Source organism: Streptomyces sp. NPDC020379 (assembly GCF_044387105.1).
Lineage (GTDB): Bacteria > Actinomycetota > Actinomycetes > Streptomycetales > Streptomycetaceae > Streptomyces.
The window spans coordinates 101389-120263 of record NZ_JBIRVR010000004.1 but is presented as its reverse complement, the minus strand read 5'-3'; the positions used below and the strand labels follow the sequence as shown (position 1 = coordinate 120263).

Annotated in this window: 17 protein-coding genes and 2 tRNA genes; 15 read left to right on the top strand and 4 right to left on the bottom strand. The window is 73.9% G+C overall.

Annotated elements, in window-relative coordinates; all coding sequences use genetic code 11:
• Positions 1-1377, top strand: coding sequence for a tetratricopeptide repeat protein (locus ACH427_RS07155; RefSeq protein WP_398868406.1), 1377 nt, complete (start codon positions 1-3; stop codon positions 1375-1377).
• A gap of 277 nt (positions 1378-1654) precedes the next feature.
• Here ACH427_RS07155 and ACH427_RS07150 read toward each other — a convergent pair whose 3' ends face one another.
• The gene (locus ACH427_RS07150) at positions 1655-2248 is read right to left on the bottom strand and encodes a histidine phosphatase family protein (protein ID WP_398868405.1); all 594 of its coding nucleotides are present in this window, start codon (positions 2246-2248) and stop codon (positions 1655-1657) included.
• 289 nt (positions 2249-2537) lie between these two features.
• Here ACH427_RS07150 and ACH427_RS07145 point away from each other — a divergent pair, with 289 nt between their 5' ends.
• From ACH427_RS07145 to ACH427_RS07115, 7 genes are all read left to right on the top strand, one after another.
• On the top strand, positions 2538-3527 hold the full coding sequence (locus tag ACH427_RS07145) for a phosphatase PAP2 family protein (RefSeq protein ID WP_398868404.1): 990 nt from the start codon (positions 2538-2540) through the stop codon (positions 3525-3527).
• A complete protein-coding gene (locus tag ACH427_RS07140; RefSeq protein ID WP_398868403.1) occupies positions 3448-4647 on the top strand; it encodes a hypothetical protein in 1200 nt (399 codons plus the stop codon). Before ACH427_RS07145 ends, ACH427_RS07140 begins: the two co-directional genes overlap by 80 nt.
• Positions 4648-4693: 46 nt before the next feature.
• Positions 4694-6310 (top strand): hypothetical protein, encoded by a 1617-nt coding sequence (locus tag ACH427_RS07135; RefSeq protein ID WP_398868402.1) that lies wholly within the window; start codon positions 4694-4696, stop codon positions 6308-6310.
• 19 nt (positions 6311-6329) lie between these two features.
• Positions 6330-7721, top strand: coding sequence for an AAA domain-containing protein (locus tag ACH427_RS07130; RefSeq protein WP_398868401.1), 1392 nt, complete (start codon positions 6330-6332; stop codon positions 7719-7721).
• A gap of 278 nt (positions 7722-7999) precedes the next feature.
• Positions 8000-8365 carry a hypothetical protein gene (locus ACH427_RS07125; protein WP_398868400.1) on the top strand — a complete coding sequence of 122 codons (366 nt, stop codon included), beginning with the start codon at positions 8000-8002 and terminating at the stop codon, positions 8363-8365.
• A 133-nt stretch (positions 8366-8498) separates the two neighbouring features.
• On the top strand, positions 8499-9173 hold the full coding sequence (locus ACH427_RS07120; RefSeq protein ID WP_398868399.1) for a bifunctional DNA primase/polymerase: 675 nt from the start codon (positions 8499-8501) through the stop codon (positions 9171-9173).
• 56 nt (positions 9174-9229) lie between these two features.
• Positions 9230-9303 (top strand) — tRNA-Lys (locus ACH427_RS07115).
• Positions 9304-9361: 58 nt separating this feature from the next.
• On the opposite strand, the gene ACH427_RS07110 is transcribed toward ACH427_RS07115, so the two are convergent.
• The gene (locus ACH427_RS07110) at positions 9362-10585 is read right to left on the bottom strand and encodes a M6 family metalloprotease domain-containing protein (RefSeq protein WP_398868588.1); all 1224 of its coding nucleotides are present in this window, start codon (positions 10583-10585) and stop codon (positions 9362-9364) included.
• Between the two features lie 393 nt (positions 10586-10978).
• On the opposite strand from ACH427_RS07110, the gene ACH427_RS07105 reads away from it, so the two are divergent.
• Positions 10979-12757, top strand: a complete 1779-nt coding sequence (locus ACH427_RS07105) for a putative bifunctional diguanylate cyclase/phosphodiesterase (RefSeq protein WP_398868397.1) — start codon at positions 10979-10981, stop codon at positions 12755-12757.
• Between the two features lie 45 nt (positions 12758-12802).
• On the opposite strand, the gene ACH427_RS07100 is transcribed toward ACH427_RS07105, so the two are convergent.
• Positions 12803-13915, bottom strand: coding sequence for an LLM class flavin-dependent oxidoreductase (locus ACH427_RS07100; RefSeq protein ID WP_398868396.1), 1113 nt, complete (start codon positions 13913-13915; stop codon positions 12803-12805).
• Between the two features lie 291 nt (positions 13916-14206).
• On the opposite strand from ACH427_RS07100, the gene ACH427_RS07095 reads away from it, so the two are divergent.
• From ACH427_RS07095 to ACH427_RS07070, 6 genes are all read left to right on the top strand, one after another.
• On the top strand, positions 14207-14965 hold the full coding sequence (locus ACH427_RS07095; protein ID WP_398868395.1) for an IclR family transcriptional regulator: 759 nt from the start codon (positions 14207-14209) through the stop codon (positions 14963-14965).
• Between the two features lie 78 nt (positions 14966-15043).
• Positions 15044-15117 (top strand) — tRNA-Lys (locus ACH427_RS07090).
• Positions 15118-15308: 191 nt separating this feature from the next.
• Positions 15309-15791, top strand: coding sequence for a hypothetical protein (locus tag ACH427_RS07085; RefSeq protein WP_398868394.1), 483 nt, complete (start codon positions 15309-15311; stop codon positions 15789-15791).
• A 93-nt stretch (positions 15792-15884) separates the two neighbouring features.
• Entirely contained in the window at positions 15885-16295 is a 411-nt protein-coding gene (locus tag ACH427_RS07080; RefSeq protein ID WP_398868393.1) for a hypothetical protein, read from the top strand.
• Positions 16296-16373: 78 nt separating this feature from the next.
• Positions 16374-17120, top strand: coding sequence for a DsbA family protein (locus ACH427_RS07075; protein WP_398868392.1), 747 nt, complete (start codon positions 16374-16376; stop codon positions 17118-17120).
• Entirely contained in the window at positions 17117-17956 is an 840-nt protein-coding gene (locus ACH427_RS07070; protein WP_398868391.1) for a cytochrome c biogenesis CcdA family protein, read from the top strand. The genes ACH427_RS07075 and ACH427_RS07070 overlap by 4 nt, the downstream gene beginning before the upstream one ends.
• A 62-nt stretch (positions 17957-18018) precedes the next feature.
• Here ACH427_RS07070 and ACH427_RS07065 read toward each other — a convergent pair whose 3' ends face one another.
• Entirely contained in the window at positions 18019-18609 is a 591-nt protein-coding gene (locus tag ACH427_RS07065; RefSeq protein ID WP_398868390.1) for a lytic polysaccharide monooxygenase, read from the bottom strand.
• Between the last annotated feature and the right edge of the window lie 266 nt (positions 18610-18875).

Genomic DNA, 18875 nt, shown 5'->3' with positions numbered 1-18875 from the left:
ATGGCGTCGTCCCACGCGTCACCTCCACCCCGCCCGAACGAGGCGTTCCGGCAACTGCGGGGCGGCCGCTCACCGGCCGAGTTCGCGGCGGCCGTACGGCGCGCGGCCCGGGAGATCGGCGAGCAGGTCTCGTGCGACGCGCGCTACATCGGGCGCGTGGAGTCCGGCGAGATCCGCTGCCCCAACTATGCCTACGAGCGCGTGTTCCGGCATATGTTCCCCGGCAGGGAACCGGCGGACATGGGTTTCACGCCGCGGAACGTGGTACGCGGAAAGAGGGCGCGCGGATCCGCCGAGGCGTCGCCACGGGAGTCCGGGGAGCCGCTCACCGAGCGCGCCCCGGCCGCTCCCGGCATCCCCTTCGACAGCCACAAGGAGAGCGACGTGTTGCGTCGCGCGTTCATGACCAGCGGCACCGCGGCGATGGCGGCGGTCTCCCTGGGTGCCGTCGTCCCGGCCCCCCGCTCCCCGCGCCACGCGGGCGAGCCCGAGGCGGTGGCCGTCGAACAGGCCGTACGCCGCATCCGGCTGCTGGACGACCGGCACGGCGCGGACGGCCTCTACCGGCGCGCCGCGCGGCCGCTGCGGGTGGCGTACGAACTGCTGGACGCGGACACCCGGCGGCAGTCGGTCGCGGACCGGCTGCACGCGGGGGCGGGCGAACTGGCCATCTCCGTCGGCTGGCTGGCCCACGACTCGGGCCGCTTCGCGGACGCCCGCTCGCACTACGCGGAGGCGCTCGCCACCGCACGGGTCGCCGGGGACCCCGCGCTGGAGGCACACGCCTTCTGCAACACCTCCTTCCTCGCGCGCGACGCGGGGCGCCCGCGGGAGGCGGTCCGGGCGGCGCAGGCGGCACAGCGGGCCGGCCGCCGGCTGGCGTCGCCGCGGCTGATGTCGCTGCTGGCCCTGCGGGAGGCGGGCGGCTGGGCCGGGCTCGAGGACCGCGGGGCGTGCGAGGAGGCGCTGACGCGGGCGCGCACGCTCTTCGAGCGCGGGGCCGCCGACGCGGATCCGGAGTGGATGTCCTTCTTCGGCGAGGCGGAGCTGGAGGGGCTGGAGGCGCAGTGCTGGTCGGCGCTCGGCGACTGGTCGCGCGCGGCGGACCACGCGCGGCGCGCGGTCGGCCTGCAGAGCCCGCACTTCGCCCGCAACATCGCGCTGTTCACCACCCAGCTCGCGAGCGACCTGGCCCACGGCGGCGAGCCGGACGCGGCGGCCGCCGCGGGTGACCGCGCGCTGGACCTGCTGGCGGAGGTCCACTCGACGCGCATCAAAACCATGCTGGCCACGACGGCCCGCCGCCTCCGCCACCACCCGCACGAGGCGGAAGGTTTCCTGAGCCGGTACCGGCACGCGGTGGCGAGCGGCGGCTAGCCGTGCGCGGCAGCACCGGGCGGACCGGATCACGCGGACCTAGTCCGCACCCCACGCCCGCAGGCGAAGGAACCGCGGCCCGTGGCAATCCACAGTCCGTGGCCGGCAGGCGAAGGAGCCACGGCCCACGGCACTCCACAATCCGTGACCCGCAGGCGAAGAGGCCACAGTCAGGCGATCCAGCCCGTCCGGCGCTTGAGGACACCGCCGCGCAGCGGTGGTGCGGGACGGCTCACCCCGCGGACAACGACTCGGCCCGGCCCGCGGAACCCGCCGCTCACGCCAAGTGCCCCGTGTCGTTCCACCGCTCGATCGCCGGCGCGTCGTACGCCCAGCCCAGGATCGACAGCGACGTGGGGTCCAGGCGGATGCGCGCCGCGAAGGACGCGTCGAGGCCCAGCCAGCGCGCCCCGATCGTCCGCAGGATGTGGCCGTGCGCGAAGATCAGCACATCGCGGTCGGCCGAGCGCGCCCACCGGACGACCTCGTCGGCGCGGGCGCTGAGATCCGCCAGGGTCTCGCCCTCCGGCACGCCGTCGCGCCAGATCAGCCAGCCGGGGCGCCGCGCCTTGATCTCGGCGGGGGTCATCCCCTCGTACGCGCCGTAGTCCCACTCCATCAGCGCGTCCCAGTCGGTGGCCCGGTCGCCGAAGCCGGCCAGCTCGCAGGTCTCCTTGGCGCGCACCAGGGGGCTCGTACGGATCTCGACGTCCGGCAGTCCGTCCCAGGGAGCGCGGTGCAGGCGCTCGCCGAGGAGCTTCGCGCCGCGTCGGCCCTCGTCGAGGAGCGGGATGTCCGTACGGCCGGTGTGCTTGGCGGACAGCGACCACTCCGTCTGTCCGTGCCGGGCCAGCAGGATGCGCGGTGCCATGACGAGGGACCCTTCAGAAGATTTCGGTGATTTTCGCTACAGATGGCGGCAGATAATTACAAGCCCTGCCAGAACCCATCCTCTCGTTCTCCATCATCGCTCACACCCGCCTCGGGCAACCCTCCAGTGGCTTCCGGCGTCTCCCCTCTCGCACTCCGCCCACCCTCGCCGAACGGCGGGCGAACTGGGCGTCTCCGATAAGTCGCGGGGCGGTGTGCGAACGATGCGGCGTACACCGTACGGTGGCATGCGCGCTTGTTGGCCGCCTGAACACATGGAGAGCGTCCGGATGTACCGCACCGCACCACTGGGGAAGCGGCCGCGCTGGTGGACCGAGCTGCCGCTGATCGCCGTGGTGTACGCGCTGTACTCCGCGGGCCGCCTGCTGGTCAGGCAGGACGTGCAGACGGCCGTCGACCACGGGCTGTCGATCCTCGACCTCGAGAAGACCTTCCGAATAAATTTCGAGCACCCGCTCAACCGGCTGCTCACGGACCACCCGGCCCTCGGCATACCCGCCGACTTCGCCTACGCGTCCCTGCACTACATCCTCACCCCGGCACTCCTGGTCTGGGCCTTCCGCCGCCGCCCGGCCGACTACCGCCTCCTGCGCAGCTGGCTGATGATCTCCACCCTCATCGGCCTCATCGGCTTCACCCTGCTGCCCACCTGCCCGCCCCGGCTGCTGGACCCGGCCGAGGGCTTCGTCGACACGATGCGGATGTACGCCGAGTACGGCTGGTGGGGCGGCGACGCCAGTGCCCCGCGGGGCCTGGGCGGGATGACCAATCAGTACGCCGCGATGCCGAGCCTGCACGTCGGCTGGGCCCTGTGGTGCGGCGTCGTGATGTACCGCTACGGCCGCACCCCGTTGGCGAAGATCGCCGGTGTCGTCTACCCGCTGTCGATCGCCTTCGTGGTGATGGGCACCGCCAACCACTACTTCCTGGACGCCGTCGCGGGGGCGGCCGTCATGGGTGTGGGCTTCCTGCTGGCCAAGCCCGCGCTGCGGTTCGTCGACCGGATCACGGACCGTTTCTCCCGGTCGACAGGCAAGGAAACTGCCGGTACGCCCGCGAATGTCGGTGCCGGATGCGAGACTTCGGCAGGTACAGCGCTTCCCCGGGGCGCGGCCTCCGGCTCCCCGGCCGGAGACGGCTCCCGGGGCGCGCCGGAGAGACTTCGCGAGGCGGACGCCAGTGACCAGATCCCTCGACAGCCGGCCACCGGCGAGGCCGGAGACAGCCGCGCCGGCGGCGCTGCGGCAGCGGCTCGCTGAGCTGCGCGGGCCGGGCACCGCTGCCCGCCCGCTGGACGCCCGCGCCCTGGCGGCCCTGGCGGCCAACCCCGGCTGCCGGCGCCGGGCGCTGCTGGACGGCGCGGGGGTCGACAAGGGTGCGCTGGCACGAGCCCTGGGGGCCCCGGCGACCTTCGGGCAGTCGCAGTTCGCCCTGGTGCGCGGCCACTCCTTCGAGCAGCGCGTCAAGGCCGACGGCGGGGCCGCCCTGATCCGCCTGCTGCACGAGCGGCTGGCCGACGGCACCCCCGCGCCGGAGCCGGGCGCCGTCGACACCCCCGGCCTCTCCGCCGCCGGTCCCGAGGGCCGCACCGCGCGTACGGCGCTGGCCCTGCGCGAGGCCACCGCCGCGGGGCGCTGGGCGCTCCTGGACCACCCTCTGCTCGCCCTGGGCGTCGCGGGCACGCCCGCCTATCTGGAGCCGGACGCCGTGGTCGTCCACCCCGACGGGAGCTGGACCGTCGTGGAGATCAAGTCCTTCGCGATGGTCGACGGCGCGGCGGACGCCACGAAGGTGGGCGCGGCGGCCCGGCAGGCCGCGGTCTACGTCCTCGCCCTGGAGGATGTCGCGGCGCGGCTGGCCGCCGCCCCGCGCGTGCACGCGCGCGTGCTGCTCGTCTGTCCCAAGGACTTCTCCAACCTCCCGGCCGCCGAGCTCGTCGACGTACGCAAGCAACTGGCCACCACCCGGCGGCAGCTCGGCCGGCTGTCCCGCGTCGAGGACATCGCGGCCGACCTGCCCGAGGGCACCACCTTCGACCTGCGCCTCGCCGAGGACGGCCGCACGGCGACGCGCCCCGCGGAGGAGCTGCTGGACGCCGTCGAGTGCGTCGACGCGGCGTACGCCCCGGAGTGCCTGGCCGCGTGCGAGCTGGCCTTCCACTGCCGGGCGCGGGCCCGGCGGGCGGGCGCGGTGGAGACCCTGGGGCGCGGCCTGCGCGGGGAGCTCGGCGGGCTGACCACGGTGGAGTCGGTGCTGTCCGCCGCCCTGGGCGAGTCCGGCGACCCCGAGGACCCCGCCGTCGCCGCCCTGCGCCGCGCGGCCGCCCTCCGCGCCGAGGCGCTGGCCCTGGCGGGCGCGGGCACGGAGGCCGCCGTATGACGACTCTCCATCGCTCCTCCCCCGCCGGCGGACGGAAAGGGCCCGCATGTCGCTGATCACCTCGCTCGCGCGCATGGAGGCCGTGCGGGACGGCAGGGCCCGGCCCCTCGCGACCGTGCGGCACCGGCATCTCGCGGAGCGGCCGCTCGTGTTCGTGCCCCTCACCACGGCCGGTGAGGCGGGCGCCCCGCTGGGCGCGCTGGTGGGCACCGACCGGGACGCGCCCCGGCTGCTGGTGGTGCCGCAGCCGCGCGACAGGGACCTGCGGTTCGCGTTCCTCGCCGAGCTGGCCGACGCGGTGCTGCCCTACGTCGAGGGATTCGCCGACGTCGTGGAGACGGAGGAGCGCAAGGAGACCGACCCGGAGACCGGCAGGAAGGTGCCGGTCGAGGTCGAGCTGTGCGCACAGGCTCCGCAGCTGCTGGTGCCGTCCACCGCGGCGGTGGAGTACGTACGGCTGCTGGGCCGCTCCATGCGGTTCCGGCGCACCGCCGAGCAGGATCCGGAGGCGGCGTATCCCGCGCCCCCGCGCGTGCCGCTGCTCGGCCGCTGGCTGACGCACTTCGGGGAGCGGGCGCGGGTGCCCGGCTCGTCGCTGCTGCTGCCGATGACACAGCTGCTGAGCAGGCACTGGGCGACGGGGCAGAGCAATCTGGAGGACCAGCACCTGGGCGCGCTGCTCGCCTGGATCGCCCCGCCGCCGGGCTCGACGGGCGCGGCGGCGGCGCTGCGCGCGGAGCTGGCCCGGGACGCTGACGGGCTGCTGCTCCATCCCCCGGCGGGTCCCGCGACGGACCCGGCGTTCGACAACAAACGGCTGGCGCCCGCCACGGCCCGCTTCGACCGGGCTCGCGCGGAGGCGGCGGAGGCGGCGGCCGGGCCGGCGGGCGCGGCCATGGCCCGGGCCCGGCAGCGCGCCGCCGCGGCCGCCCTGGAGAGCGCCGAGCGGGAGATCCGCGCGCTGCTGGAGTCACAGCTGCGGCCCACGTGGGACGCCGTCTGGCAGGGCGTCGACCTGCTGCGCGGCCTGCCCGCGGGCGAGCGGGTGGCCGACCGGTGGAAGCGGGACCGGTGGTCCTACACAGCGCACCGCGATCGCGTACGGGCCGGGGAGCCGCCGCAGCCCCGGCGGGACGACGCGGTGACGGCCGCCCGGAAGCTGGCCGCGCGGGAGACGGCGCTCGCGCAGCTCGACGCCCAGGAGGCGCTGGACGACCCGCTGGTGATGGCCGCGCGGCGGCTGTCCGGGGAGGCGTTCGCGGGCGAGGTCATCGAGGTGGTGATGGAGTATTCGACGGCGAAGGTGCCGCGGCCGCGGCCCCTGGTGACGGTGCGCACGGACGACACCCCGCTGCTCGCCGAGGGCGCGAAGGTCCACCGGGCGCACGGCGCGACGTCGCAGACGGCGGAGTTCGTCGGCCCGGTGCCGGGCGAGCCCGGCGTGCTGACGGTGCGGCTGACCGGTGGCATGGGCCGGGGCAAGGTTCCCGACGCGGGTTCGGTGCCGGAGAAGGGCGACCGCGTCTGCTGGACCCTCTTCGAGCACGCCCCGCGCGGCGGGCCCGAGCTGCCCGGCCCCGAGCGGACGCCCTGGACCCACGGCGGCCCGCCGGGCGAGGCCGTGGAAGCCCCCGATCCGGTGACTCCGGAGGACCACCTGTGAACGTGACGGAGGACCGGCTGTGAACCCGACCGACGCGGCGCACGCCGTCCCGGCGGCGCGGTCCCGCCCCGCCCCCGGATTCGACCCGTCCGCGGCGGCCGGCGCCGCGACCGACGCGATCCTGCGCGACACCCTGCACGGCACGCACCGCGGCGTCGTCGTCGACTCCCCGCCGGGCGCGGGCAAGTCGACGCTGGTCGTGCGGGCGGCGCGGGAACTGGCGGCCGCGGGCCGCCCGCTGATGATCGTCGCGCAGACCAACGCCCAGGTCGACGACCTGGTGCTGCGCCTGGCCGCGAAGGACCCGGAGCTGCCGGTCGGCCGGCTGCACAGCAACGAGGCCCAGCCGTACGACCTTGCGCTGGACGCGCTCCCGTCGGTGGTGAAGTCGGCGCGGGCGGCCGACCTCGCGGGGCTCGACGTGGTGGTCTCCACGGCCGCGAAGTGGGCGCACACCAAGGTCGCCGAGCCCTGGGGGCACGCGATCGTCGACGAGGCGTACCAGATGCGCTCCGACGCGCTGCTGGCGGTGGCCGGGCTCTTCGAGCGGGCGCTGTTCGTCGGCGACCCGGGGCAGTTGGACCCCTTCAGCGTGGTGGGCGCGGAGGGGGCGGCGCAGTGGGCCGGGCTGTCGTACGACCCTTCGGCGAGCGCGGTGTCCACCCTGCTCGCCCACAATCCGGGCCTGCCCCAGCACCGGCTGCCCGTCTCCTGGCGGCTGCCCGCCTCGGCCGCGCCGCTGGTCTCGGCGGCCTTCTATCCGTACACCCCCTTCCGCAGCGGCACCGGGCACGGCGACCGGCGGCTGGCCTTCGGGGTGCCCTCGGACGGCTCGGCGCCGGACCGGGTGCTCGACGAGGCCGCCGAGACGGGCTGGGGCCTGCTGGAGCTGCCCGCCCGCCGGACGCCGCGCACGGACCCGGAGGCGGTGGGCGCGGTGGCCCGCGTCGTCCGGCGGCTGCTGGACCGCGGCGGCGCGGCCACGAGCGAGCTCTCCCCCGACCCGGTGCCGCTCACGGCGGACCGGATCGCGGTGGGCACCGCGCACCGCGACCAGGCGGCCGCCGTGCGGGCGGCGCTGGCCGGGCTGGGGGTGCGCGGGGTGACCGTGGACACGGCGAACCGGCTCCAGGGCCGGGAGTTCGACGTCACGGTGGTGCTGCACCCGCTGTCCGGCCGCCCGGACGCGACCGCCTTCCACCTGGAGACGGGCCGCCTGTGCGTGCTGGCGTCACGCCACCGGCACGCGTGCGTGGTGGTGGGCCGGGCGGGCGTCGACCAGCTCCTGGACGAACACCCGTCGACGGATCCGGTACGCCTGGGAGTGACGGTGAAGTTCCCGGACGGGTGGGAGGCGAACCACGCGGTGTGGGCACACCTACTGGAGCACCGGGTGGCCTGGCGGCCGTGACCGGCGCTCCGGTCCCCGCCCGCCCGGCGGCAGGCACCACGCCGCTCAACCGCCGGGGGCGGCCAATGGTCACGTCCCGGGCCCCGGTCGCGCCCACCGGGTGCCTCGTCGGCCCGGTACGCGGCCGCGGGTCGCGTTCGGCTGGTCGCGCGTCCCCCGAACCCCTTGACCCGCGCCACTGCAACGCGCCACCGCAGAGGGGCACGGCCCGCCCATCGGGCCCCCTTGCGCGGCGCAGGACAATGGATGGCGGTGCAGACGATCCTGGAGGTATGTACATGTGCGAGCCGAAGCCGGCTCCCGGCGCGCGCGACAGTGGGCCGCGCCGTTTGAAGCCCGCGCAGCTGCTCTTCGAGCCGCCCGAGGCCCTCGCCGACCCGGAGCACTTCTTCGACCTGGAGTCGATCGAGGACCCGCGCGAGCTGCTGGCCCGTTCCACCGAGCTGGCGCTGGCCTTCCGCGCGGCGGCCGACAGAGCGATCGAGTTCCAGGCCGTCGCCGCGGCCCAGCTCGCCGACCCCCGGCGCTTCGACCGGCTGCCGACCGCGGTGATCGCGGCGCGCGCCGAGTGGAGCGAGGACTACGCGAAGAAGATGGTCGAGTTCGGCCGTGACCTGCTGCGGGGCAGCAGCACCGTCGACTGACCCGCACGGCCCGTGGTCCGCGACCATGGGCCGTTGGCATATGCGGGGCGCAAGATAGCGCACCGTCCGCCCCGCTGTCCCGATTTCCCGTAACTACCGCGAGCGGGCGGGGTGGTGGCGCAGACCATAGGACATGAGCTCCCGGCCGAACGACCCGCACTCCATCCGTTTCCGGCGGACCGCGCCCGCCCGCCCCCGGCGCGCCGCGCCGCCGCACGCCACGTACCGCCCCGCCGCCTCCCACGTCACCCTCGCGGGGGCCGACTGGCTCGCCTCCGCCGGCGCCGCGCCGCATCATGTGCACGCCCTGTGGGCGGAGAATCCGGGCGCCCCCATGGTGCTGCCGTGCGGCACGGCGTTCGACGTGGTCGGGCTCCCGGCTCTCTTCGGCCGCAAGGTCCTGGACCGGTTATGGGCGAACGGCCCCGGGTCCGGGCCGGTCGCCGTCCAGCGTGGCCGCCTGCTGCTCTTCGCCGCACCCGGCACGGCCCAGCGGCTGCCCGCGCTCCTCACGTGGGAGGAGTGGGCCCGCGCGATGCCGCCGCTGCTGTGCCACGGCACGGGCGACGCGGTGACGGTCCCCCCGCTCTATCCCCCGGCCGACGACGAGCCCGTGCCCCCGGCCGCACGCTGGCTGGTCGCCCCGGAGGCGCGCCACCCCTGGCTGCCGGACGCCGAGGTGCTGCTGTGGGCGTGCGTACGGGTCACCCGGGAGGCCGCCGGCCCGGACCTCAGGAGCGGCCGCGCGTACCCCGAGGATGCCCCGGCCACCCGTGTGACCAGCACACCCGCGCATTCTCCCGGCTGAAACATGCGGATTTTCGTTCCACCGGATCAGGGTGCTAAAGTCTTCCACGTCAGCAGGCGCCGCTAGCTCAGTTGGTTAGAGCAGCTGACTCTTAATCAGCGGGTCCGGGGTTCGAGTCCCTGGCGGCGCACAGACAGAAGAAGGCCCTCCACCTCGGTGGGGGGCCTTCTTCGTGCACGGAATCGCTGTCAGTCCCGGGTCACCGCGACCGTCCAGGAGCCGCCCGCCGTCCGGCCCCGTACGGACACCCGCACCCCGTCGGCGTCCGAGCGCAGGGACTCCCCCACGCCGAGCGGCGCGTCGGCGAGCGCGGGGTAGACCGACTCGCCCCAGCACGCCTGGTGGCCGGGGTGGCCGTCCAGCACCTGCACGGGCCCGTTGCCGGAGGCGGTGTCGCTCTGCACGCGGTAGACGAGCACGCCCTCCGTGCAGGTGGCGGCGTCGTTGCCGGACGCGGAGCGGGCCTCGACGGCGATGGCGCTCTCGGGGCCCGTACGGACCACGATCATGCGGGTCCGGTTGTCGCCGCCCGGCTTCATCGGAGCCTCCAGGGGCTGGAGGGTGTGCAGGCTGCTGCCGCGCCCCCGGACGCAGGCGACCTGCCGCGAGCCGAGCCAGCCGAGCTTCCACTTGTGCCAGCCGAAGGGGTCCGAGGCCAGCCCGAACTGGCTGCCCATGAGGTCCCAGTCGCCGACGTGGGTGTCCCAGTCGCCCTTGCCGTCCTGCGGACGGTGGTAGAGGTCGGGCAGGTCCAGGACGTGGCCGGTCTCGTGGGCCAGGACGTTGCGGTCGGGCGGGTGGTGCTCGAAGACGGTGACGACGCGGCGCAGCGTGGTGCCGTCGACCTGGACGGGGTGGTCGAGGTTGACGACCTTGGTCGCGTCGGAGTCGACGCCGGGGGCGTCGGGGTCGGCGACGAAGTAGACGAGGTCGTAGCGGCTGAAGTCGACGGCGCCGTCGGCCACGGCGATGGCGTCCCGCAGGTATTCGGAGCGCTGGTCACCGTCCCAGTCCCGCTGTATGTGGTACGAGGTGGCGGGCCGGGGCATCCGCAGCCACTTCTTGAGCGGGTGGGCCTCGAGGGAGAACCGCCCGTAGGAGGCCCGCTCGAAGAAGCGGGAGGTGGCGGGGAAGTGATCGGCCGCGAGCCGCTCCGGGGCGACCTCGGGCCTGGAGTCCGGGAAGGACAGGAAGATCATCACGGCGTCGAGCCGGCCGACGGGCCGGGGGTAGGCCGGGTTCCAGGTGTCGAGCCCCTCGGAGTGGTGGGCCTGGCTGCGGGGCAGCGCGCACGGCCCGCCGGGCCCCACCGCGTGCGCCGGCCCGGCGACGACGGTGGTCGCGATCGCACAGAGGGCGGTGAGGACGGCTCCGACGCGGCGCAGTCGCGGCCGCGGCCGGTCCACCCCCATGGGTGTCTGCGGACGCACCACGTCGACCTCCCGGGACGGATTCGGGACACCTCATCCAGCCTCATTGGATTTGTGGTGATATGCCCGTTTCTGTTACCCCGGTCGAGTGACTAAGCCGACTTCTGGGTACATCACACTCAGTCACTGACGGTCAATCGAGACGGCGTGGCGCCATCAGCTCAGCCAGGAGCGCGCAGGGTCGATCAGGAAGGGACAAAGGGGAGAAGGCACCCGGAGCCCCGAGAGCCGGGCCGCTGGAACGGGCCACGTGCGCGCTCTATGATCGCCACATTTCCAGCACGGATTCCCCCGGACAGGCGGCCGCCAGCCGTGTGTTCGGACGTACGTACGAGATCCATGAGACCCATACGAAGCCAGTGCGGAACGAATGCCATGCGGGAGCGAGCGGTGAGCGGAACCCTCGACAGCCAGGGCGGCGCGCCCGGTTCAACGCCTACAGTCGTCACGCAACGTAATGAATCCAGCGATTTTCGCGCCGCCTTCAACGCCGCGCAGCTCGCCATGGCCGTGGTGGGCCGCGACGGGCTGGTGCGTACCGCCAACCACGCGCTCGGCGAGCTGCTGGGCACCGACCCGGCCCGGCTCGCCGACGCGCCGGCCGCCGATCTCACCGGGCTGCGCGAGGACTCGCGCACCTGGCTCGCCTATCGCGAGGTGCTGCTCGGCCGCCGCGAGCGGCTGCACTGCACCCGACGGCTGCGGCCGCGGGGCGGGCAGGGGATGTGGGCCGAAGTGATCGTCACACCGCTGCCCGACAGCTGCGACACCCTGCTGTCGGTCGCCGACATCAGCGACCGGCGCGATCTGCGCGCCCGGCTGCGGCACTTGAGAATGCACGACCCGGTGACCCGGCTGCCCAACCGGAGCCTGTTCTTCGAGCGGCTGACGACGGCGCTCACCACGGGAGCGGTCGCGCACGGCGGGCGCGGCCGGATCGGGCTCTGCTATCTCGACATCGACGGCTTCAAGGCGATCAACGACACCCTCGGCCACCGGGCCGGCGACCGGCTGCTGAGCGCGGTGGCGAAGCGGCTGACGGAGTGCGCGGCGCCGGGCGGCCATCTGGTGGCCCGGCTCGGGGGTGATGAATTCGCCCTGCTGGTCGAGGAGTCGGCGGGCACGGAGCAGCTCATCGCCCTCGCCGCGGCCGTGCAGACCAAGCTGCAACGGCCGTTCGAGGTGGCGGGCCAGCGGCTGTCCGTGTCGGCGAGCATCGGGGTCGTCGAGCGGCCGGCCGCCGGTACGCACGCCACGGAGCTGATGCAGGCCGCGGACACCACGCTGTACTGGGCCAAGGCCGACGGCAAGGCCCGCTGGACCCTCTTCGACCCCGAGCGCAACGCCCACCGGATGACCCGTCAGGCCCTCTCCAGCACGCTGCGCCCGGCGGTCGAGCGGGGCGAGTTCGTGCTCCAGTACCAGCCGCTGGTGGGGCTGGGCGACGGGGTCGTGCGCGGCGTGGAGGCGCTGGTGCGCTGGCGCCATCCGCAGTTCGGGATGCTCGCGCCGAATCGGTTCATCGGGCTGGCCGAGGAGACGGGCGCGATCGTCCCGCTCGGCCGCTGGGTGCTCGCGACCGCCTGCCGCCAGGCACGGCGCTGGCAGCTGGACCACCCGCGGGCGCCGATCGTCGTCAGCGTCAATGTGGCCGTGCGGCAGGTCTGGGACTCCGACCTGGTCGCGGACGTGGCGGCGATCCTCGCCGAGACGGGGCTGCCGCCGCGCCTGCTCCAGCTGGAGCTCACGGAGTCCGCCGTGATGGGCTCGGCCGGGCGGCCGCTGCAACAGCTCCAGCAGCTCAGCGACATGGGGGTGGCCATCGCCATCGACGACTTCGGCACGGGCTACTCCAACCTCGCCTACCTCAGCCGGCTGCCGGTCTCCACGCTCAAGCTCGACGGTTCCTTCGTCCACGGCTTCCGCTCGGAGGAGCCGCCGAACCCGGCCGACGAGACGATCGTCGAGGCACTGGTCCAGCTGGCGCACCGGCTGGGCATCAAGGTGACGGCGGAGTGCGTGGAGAGCGCGGAGCAGGCGGAACGGCTGGGCCGGATCGGCTGCGACACGGGCCAGGGCTGGTTCTACTCCCGCCCCGTCGCGGCGGACTCGATCTCGGCCCTGCTGGAGACGGTGGGGGTGGGGCGGTTCTGAGGGCGTCCTGCCGGACGGGGTGCCCGTCCGGCAGAACGAGCCGCCCTACTTCCCCGGCAGCCCGAACACGTCCGCGATCAGGTCGAAGCTGCGCAGCCGCGCCTCCGCGCCGTGCGCGTTGGAAGTGATCATCAGCTCGTCCACGCCCGTCCGCTTGACCAGGCCCCGCAGCCCCTCGGCCACCTCGTCCGGCGTGCCGTGGACGACGTTCGTCAGCCAGCTGTCGACGAACTCCCGCTCGCCCGCGCGGTAGTCGTACGACTCCGTCTCCTCCGGCGTCGGGATCAGACCGGGCCGCCCCGTGCGCAGCCGCAGCATCGAGAGCGCTCCGGTGCGCACCTGGCGGAGGGCCTCGGCCGCGTCCGGCGCGGCGAACGCCTGGACGCCGATCTTGGCGTACGGCCGGTCGAGGATCTCGGACGGCCGGAAGGACTCGCGGTAGAGGTCGAGCGCCGGGATCGTGTTCGCCGAGGAGAAGTGGTGCGCGAAGGAGAACGGCAGGCCGAGCACACCGGCGAGCCGTGCGCTGAAGCCGGAGGAGCCGAGCAGCCAGATGGAGGGGCGGTCGGCCCGCTGCACCCCGCCGGGAACCCGGCCCTGGACGGGGCCCGGCACCGCGTGGATGCGGGAGTAGGGGTGCCCGTCGGGGAAGTCGTCGTCCAGGAAGCGGGTCAGCTCGGCGAGCTGCTGCGGGAAGTCGTCCGCGTCCTCCCGGAGCCGGTCCGCGCGGCGCAGCGCGGCGGCGGTCGCGCCGTCCGTGCCGGGCGCGCGCCCCAGGCCGAGGTCGATGCGCCCCGGGGCGAACGCCTCCAGGGTGCCGAACTGCTCGGCTATGACGAGCGGCGCGTGGTTGGGCAGCATCACGCCGCCCGAGCCGAGGCGGATGCGGTCGGTGTGGGCCGCGATGTGGGCGAGGACGACGGCCGGGGAGGAGCTGGCGATGCCGGGCATCGAGTGGTGCTCGGCGACCCAGAAGCGGTGGAAGCCCCTCCGCTCGGCCAGCCGCGCCAGCTCGACGGTGGTGCGGAGCGCCTGCGCGGCGGTCCGGCCGCTGCCGACGGTCGCCAGGTCCAGTACGGACAGAGGGACGGGCGCGCTGCCCTCTGCCGTGCCCCGGATACCGTCACTCGTGGGGGCACCGTCCTGTACGTCGGCCACGGTGGTCCGCCTTCCTGATCGCCCGCGGCACTCCCGTGCCGCGCTCCGGTCGTCTCGCTTTCGCCGGGAGCAACCGGAGAGGCTCTCCGCTTATTCCCGCGGCAGGCCGCTTTCCCGATCTTCCCCCGGCCTCGCCGTATCCACATGACCACCGCATATGCCAAGGTGCCGCGCCCCAGGACAGCGCCTTGCCAGTTGGCCGCGGTCTGGTCAACACCCCCTCCTCCGCAGCCCTTTCGCGGTTATCGTGAGAGCGGGAAACTTGACGGCAAGCCCGCTAGGGGGGAAACCGTGGCGCTCAAACACGAGCCGACCGCGCCGTTCCACTCGGTGCAGTACGCCCTCCGGGTGCTGGACTCGGTCTCGAATCGCCCCAGCGGTGTGACCGAGGCACTCATCGCTCGCGAGACCGGCCTGTCCACCGAGCACCTCGCGCCGTTGCTGCTGATGCTCCGCCGCGAGGGCTACGTCGAGCGGCTCGCGGACGGCGCGTATGCCGCCGGCGACACCCTGGCCCTGCTGGGCTCCGCCGACGACCGCGCCCGAGCCCTGCGGCTCAAGCTGCGGCGGTCGCTGTCGGAGCTGCGCGACTCGGTCGGTGCCGCCGTCTATCTGAGCCGCTACGTCGACGGCGAGATCAGGATCACGGACTTCGCGGACAGTCCGCAGACCCCCAAGGTCCACGAGTGGGTCGACTTCCGCTCCGCCGCCCACGCCAGCGCCATCGGCAAGTGCCTGCTCACCCAGCTCGACCACGACGACCGCCGCGATCATCTCTCGCGCCACAAGACGGCCCGGCTCACCTCCCGGACGATCACCAGCGAGAAGGCCCTCTTCCGCAGGCTCGACGCCCAGCCCGCGACCGTGCCCGTCCTCGATCTCCAGGAGTACGCGGTGGGCACGGTGTGCGCGGCCGTGCCGATCACCGCGGGGCGCTCGGTCGGCTGCCTGGCGCTCTCGCTCCCGCTGTCCCATGCCCACCGGCTGCGGCAGGCGGCCGACACCCTGAACCGGCGGGCGACGCCCGTACTGCTGTCGATGGCCCTCTGATCCCGCCGGTCCGGACCCCGGGCCGGCGGGTGGTCGGGAGCACCCGTTCGGACCAGGTATATTTATCTCTGTCAGCAGGCGCCGCTAGCTCAGTTGGTTAGAGCAGCTGACTCTTAATCAGCGGGTCCGGGGTTCGAGTCCCTGGCGGCGCACAGACAGAAGAAGGCCCCTCACCTCGGTGAGGGGCCTTCTTCGTGCGCGGAGTCAGGGACACGGGGTACGGAGTCCGCGTACAAAATCCGGTACGGAATCCGGTACGCGACCGAGGTCATGACAAAAGTCATCGCGGACCCATGATGTCCGGGCCTGCCGCCGGGCCGCCCCCGCCGACAGAATTTTTCCCATGGACAACGCGACGATCGCACCCGCCCCCGCCACCGGCACCGCCGCTGCCACCGCCCCCGCGCAGCCGGCCGGCATCAAGCCGCTGCCCCTGTGGTACTTCGGCTTCGAGGCCGTGGCCTCCGGCGCGTACGACCTGTACAAGGCGTTCCCGCAGATCCTCTGGGTGCTGGGCGCGCTCGCCGTGGTCAACCTCGTCGTCTCGCTGACCGTCCTGCGCTCCCGGCTCCAGCTGGCCAAGCGGCTGTGGCGCGGCAAGAGCACCCGCAAGATAGCCATCGGGCTGCTCGCCCTCCGGCTCGGCAGCCACTTCGTGCTGGCCCTGCTGGGCATGTCGGTGGTCTCCACCGCGGGCCACCTCGCCTTCGCCGCCGTGATGGCCGCGATATCCGGCCCGCTGCTCTGGTTCGCCCAGCGCACCGCGCTGCGGGCGCTCGCCGCCGAGGACGCCCGCACGGCGGAGCTCGCCGCCCGGGAGGCATGAGGGGCGGGCCCGTAGCATGGAGGGCCCACCCGCTCGCACGAGAAGCTCGCGTCACGGAGCCCGTGCGAGCAGAGCGACAGGAAGGAGCAGTACGTGCCGCAGCACCGCCGTCCACCGGCCGCCGCCGTGCTCCTGCTCCTCCTCGCGGTCGTCTTCGGCCCGTCCCTCGCCGGGACGGGCCCCTTCGCGTCCGCGTCCGGGAAGGGGGCCGCGGTCTCGAAGGTGGCGGAGGCCGCCCGGCAGACCCCTGTTTCCGTGCCCGGGCCCGCGGCCCGGCCGCACGCCGCGGACACCTTCGGCTCGGGCGGCACCTGCAAGCAGCAGGACGCGCCCCTCAGCGGCACCCAGGCAGTCGTCCCCCACGCTCACACCGACCCGCTGACCGGCCCGGGCACCGGCCGCACCGCCCTGCCCGAGGGCCACGCGCCCCGGCCGGGCGCCCCCCGCGCGCCCCCCGTCCCGGTCGGCGGCTGCGCCGAGCTCCTCCCCGTCCTGCGGATCTAGACCGCCCGCCCACGGCCCGCGCACCGGGCCGTGCCCCGGCATGTCCAGATTTCCGTACGCCCCAGGGAGCACTCCCCCATGTCCGCACGTCTCTCCTCACCCTCCCGCCGCATCGCCGCGATCGGCGCGGTGGTCGCCCTCGTGGTCGCGCTCGTCGCCACAGGCATCGCGATCGGCAAGAACACCGGCGGCTCCGGCAAGCGCGAGCCCGCCGCCGCTGACGCGGCCCCCTCCGCCGACGAGCGGCAGAAGGTCTACGCGCAGCTGGAGAAGGCCAGCGTCCGCCGCGGCGGCGACGACCCGCTGGCCGTCGGCAAGGCCGACGCGCCCGTGGTGCTCGTGGAGTACGCCGACTACCAGTGCTCGTACTGCGGCAAGTTCACCCGCGACAGCCAGCCCGAGCTGATCAAGAAGTACGTGGACGAGGGCACGCTGCGCATCGAGTTCCGCAACTTCCCGATCTTCGGCAAGGACTCCGAGCGGGCCGCCCGCGCGTCCTGGGCCGCCGGGCAGCAGGGCCGGTTCTGGCAGTTCCACGACGAGGTCTACGCCAAGACCCGCAAGGGCGACGCGCTCGCCGAGGACAAGCTCGTCGACATGGCGCGCGCCGGTGGCGTCGAGGACCTCGACAAGTTCCGCGCCGATCTGAACGGCTCCGCTTCCGCCGCCGCGGTCAAGAAGGACCAGGAGGAGGGGTACTCCATCGGCGTGCAGTCCACCCCGACCTTCCTCGTGAACGGGCGGCCGATCGCGGGCGCCCAGCCCATGAGCGCCTTCGACGAGGCCATCGCGCGGGCCGAGGCGGCGAAGAAGAGCGACAAGTGACCGACATCGGCTACCTCGCCGCCTTCCTCGGCGGCACCCTCGCCCTGGTCAGCCCGTGCAGCGCGCTGCTGCTGCCGGCGTTCTTCGCGTACTCCCTCGCGAGCCCCGGCCGCCTCCTCGCCCGCACCGGCGTCTTCTACCTCGGGCTCGCGACCACGCTCGTCCCTCTGGGCGCCGCGTCCACCGCCGCCAGCCGCCTCTTCAACGGCCACCGCGACATACTGATCACCGTCGGCGGCTGGCTGGTGATCGCGATGGGCGTCGCGCAGATCCTCGGCCTGGGCTTCGCGTCGAAGCGGGCCCAGGCCGCGGCCGGGCGGATCACTCCGCGGTCCGCGGCGTCGACGTTCCTGCTGGGCTGTGTGTACGGACTGGCCGGGTTCTGCGCCGGGCCGATCCTCGGCGCGGTGCTGACCCTGACCGCCGCGACCGGCAACCCGGCGCTCGGCGCGTCGATGCTCGCCGTCTACGCCCTGGGCATGGCCCTGCCGCTGTTCGTGCTGGCCCTGTTCTGGGACCGCTTCCAGCTCGGCCGCCGCCGCTGGCTGCGCGGCCGCGAGCTCCGGGCGGGCCGGCTGCGGCTGCACACCACCTCGCTGGTGTCCGGCCTCTTCTTCATCGGCATCGGCGTGCTCTTCCTCGCCTACGACGGGACGACCGGCCTGCCCGGCATCCTGGACGCCGACCAGGAGTTCCGCCTGGAGGAGCTCGCGTCCCGGGTGGGCAACGCGGTGCCCGACTACGCGCTGCTCGCGGTGGTCGCGCTGGTGGTGGCCGGCGTACTGGCCCGGATCGCCCTGCGCCCGGAGAAGCGGCCGGAGCCGGGACAGGACTGACGACCGGCCGCCGACCGGGCCCGGCCCATCCGGATCGAGCCCGGCCGGCGCACCGGGGCCGGTCAGAACTGCACGTCGGAACACGCGTAGAAGGCGTTGCCCGTGTCCGCGATCGTCCAGACCGCCAGGATCAGCTGCTTGCCCGTCCGCCCGGCCGGGATCGTCCCCTGGTGGGTGACGGTCGCGTCAGGGATCCGGCCGCCGTACGGGACGGTCAGGAACGGCTCGTCCTCCAGGTCCGACCGGGTGAGCGGCCGGGTGGGGTCGTAGCCGGGCTTCGTGAGGTAGTAGCGGAAGTCCGTCGTGGCGTGCCGGGCCGTGAGCCGCCAGCGGAAGGTGTAGTCCTGCCCGGCCGTGACCGGGGTCGCGGGCCACTGCCCGCCCCGGGGGTCGTCGAGCTGCGCGAAGCGGCTGTTGCCGCCCGCGCATATCGTCCCGTCGGACGGCCCGTGCGAGGGGAACCCCTTGGGGCCCTCGACACTCTGGGGTTCCCACTGGATGTCACCGCAGTCCTGCACGGTGCCGTTCGCGCAGAACTCCTGGCGACTGGTGGGGGAGTCGGTGTAGCCGTGACTGCCGGCGCTGCCCGTGCCGAGCAGGGAGACGGCGGCGATGCCGAGGCCGATGATCGCCGCACTGATCTTTTTGCGCATGCTTCGCTCCTCGAAGAACGTGGGGGGTTCTGTGAGCCGAGTGCTGTGGGCCGAGTGCTGTGACCAGACAAAAACTGCGGTCTAGACCAAGGCGGAGGCTAGTACCAGCCTTTAGTCATGTCCAGGCCAACGGACGAAGTCATCCGGCCGAAGTTCACCCGCGAGAGCGTCACCGGTTCGCCGTCAAGGGGCGGTTGTCCTGCGCCCGGGCACGCGCCGGCCTCGCGGCACTTCGTGATTCAAGGACGCGCCCTTGACGCGGACCA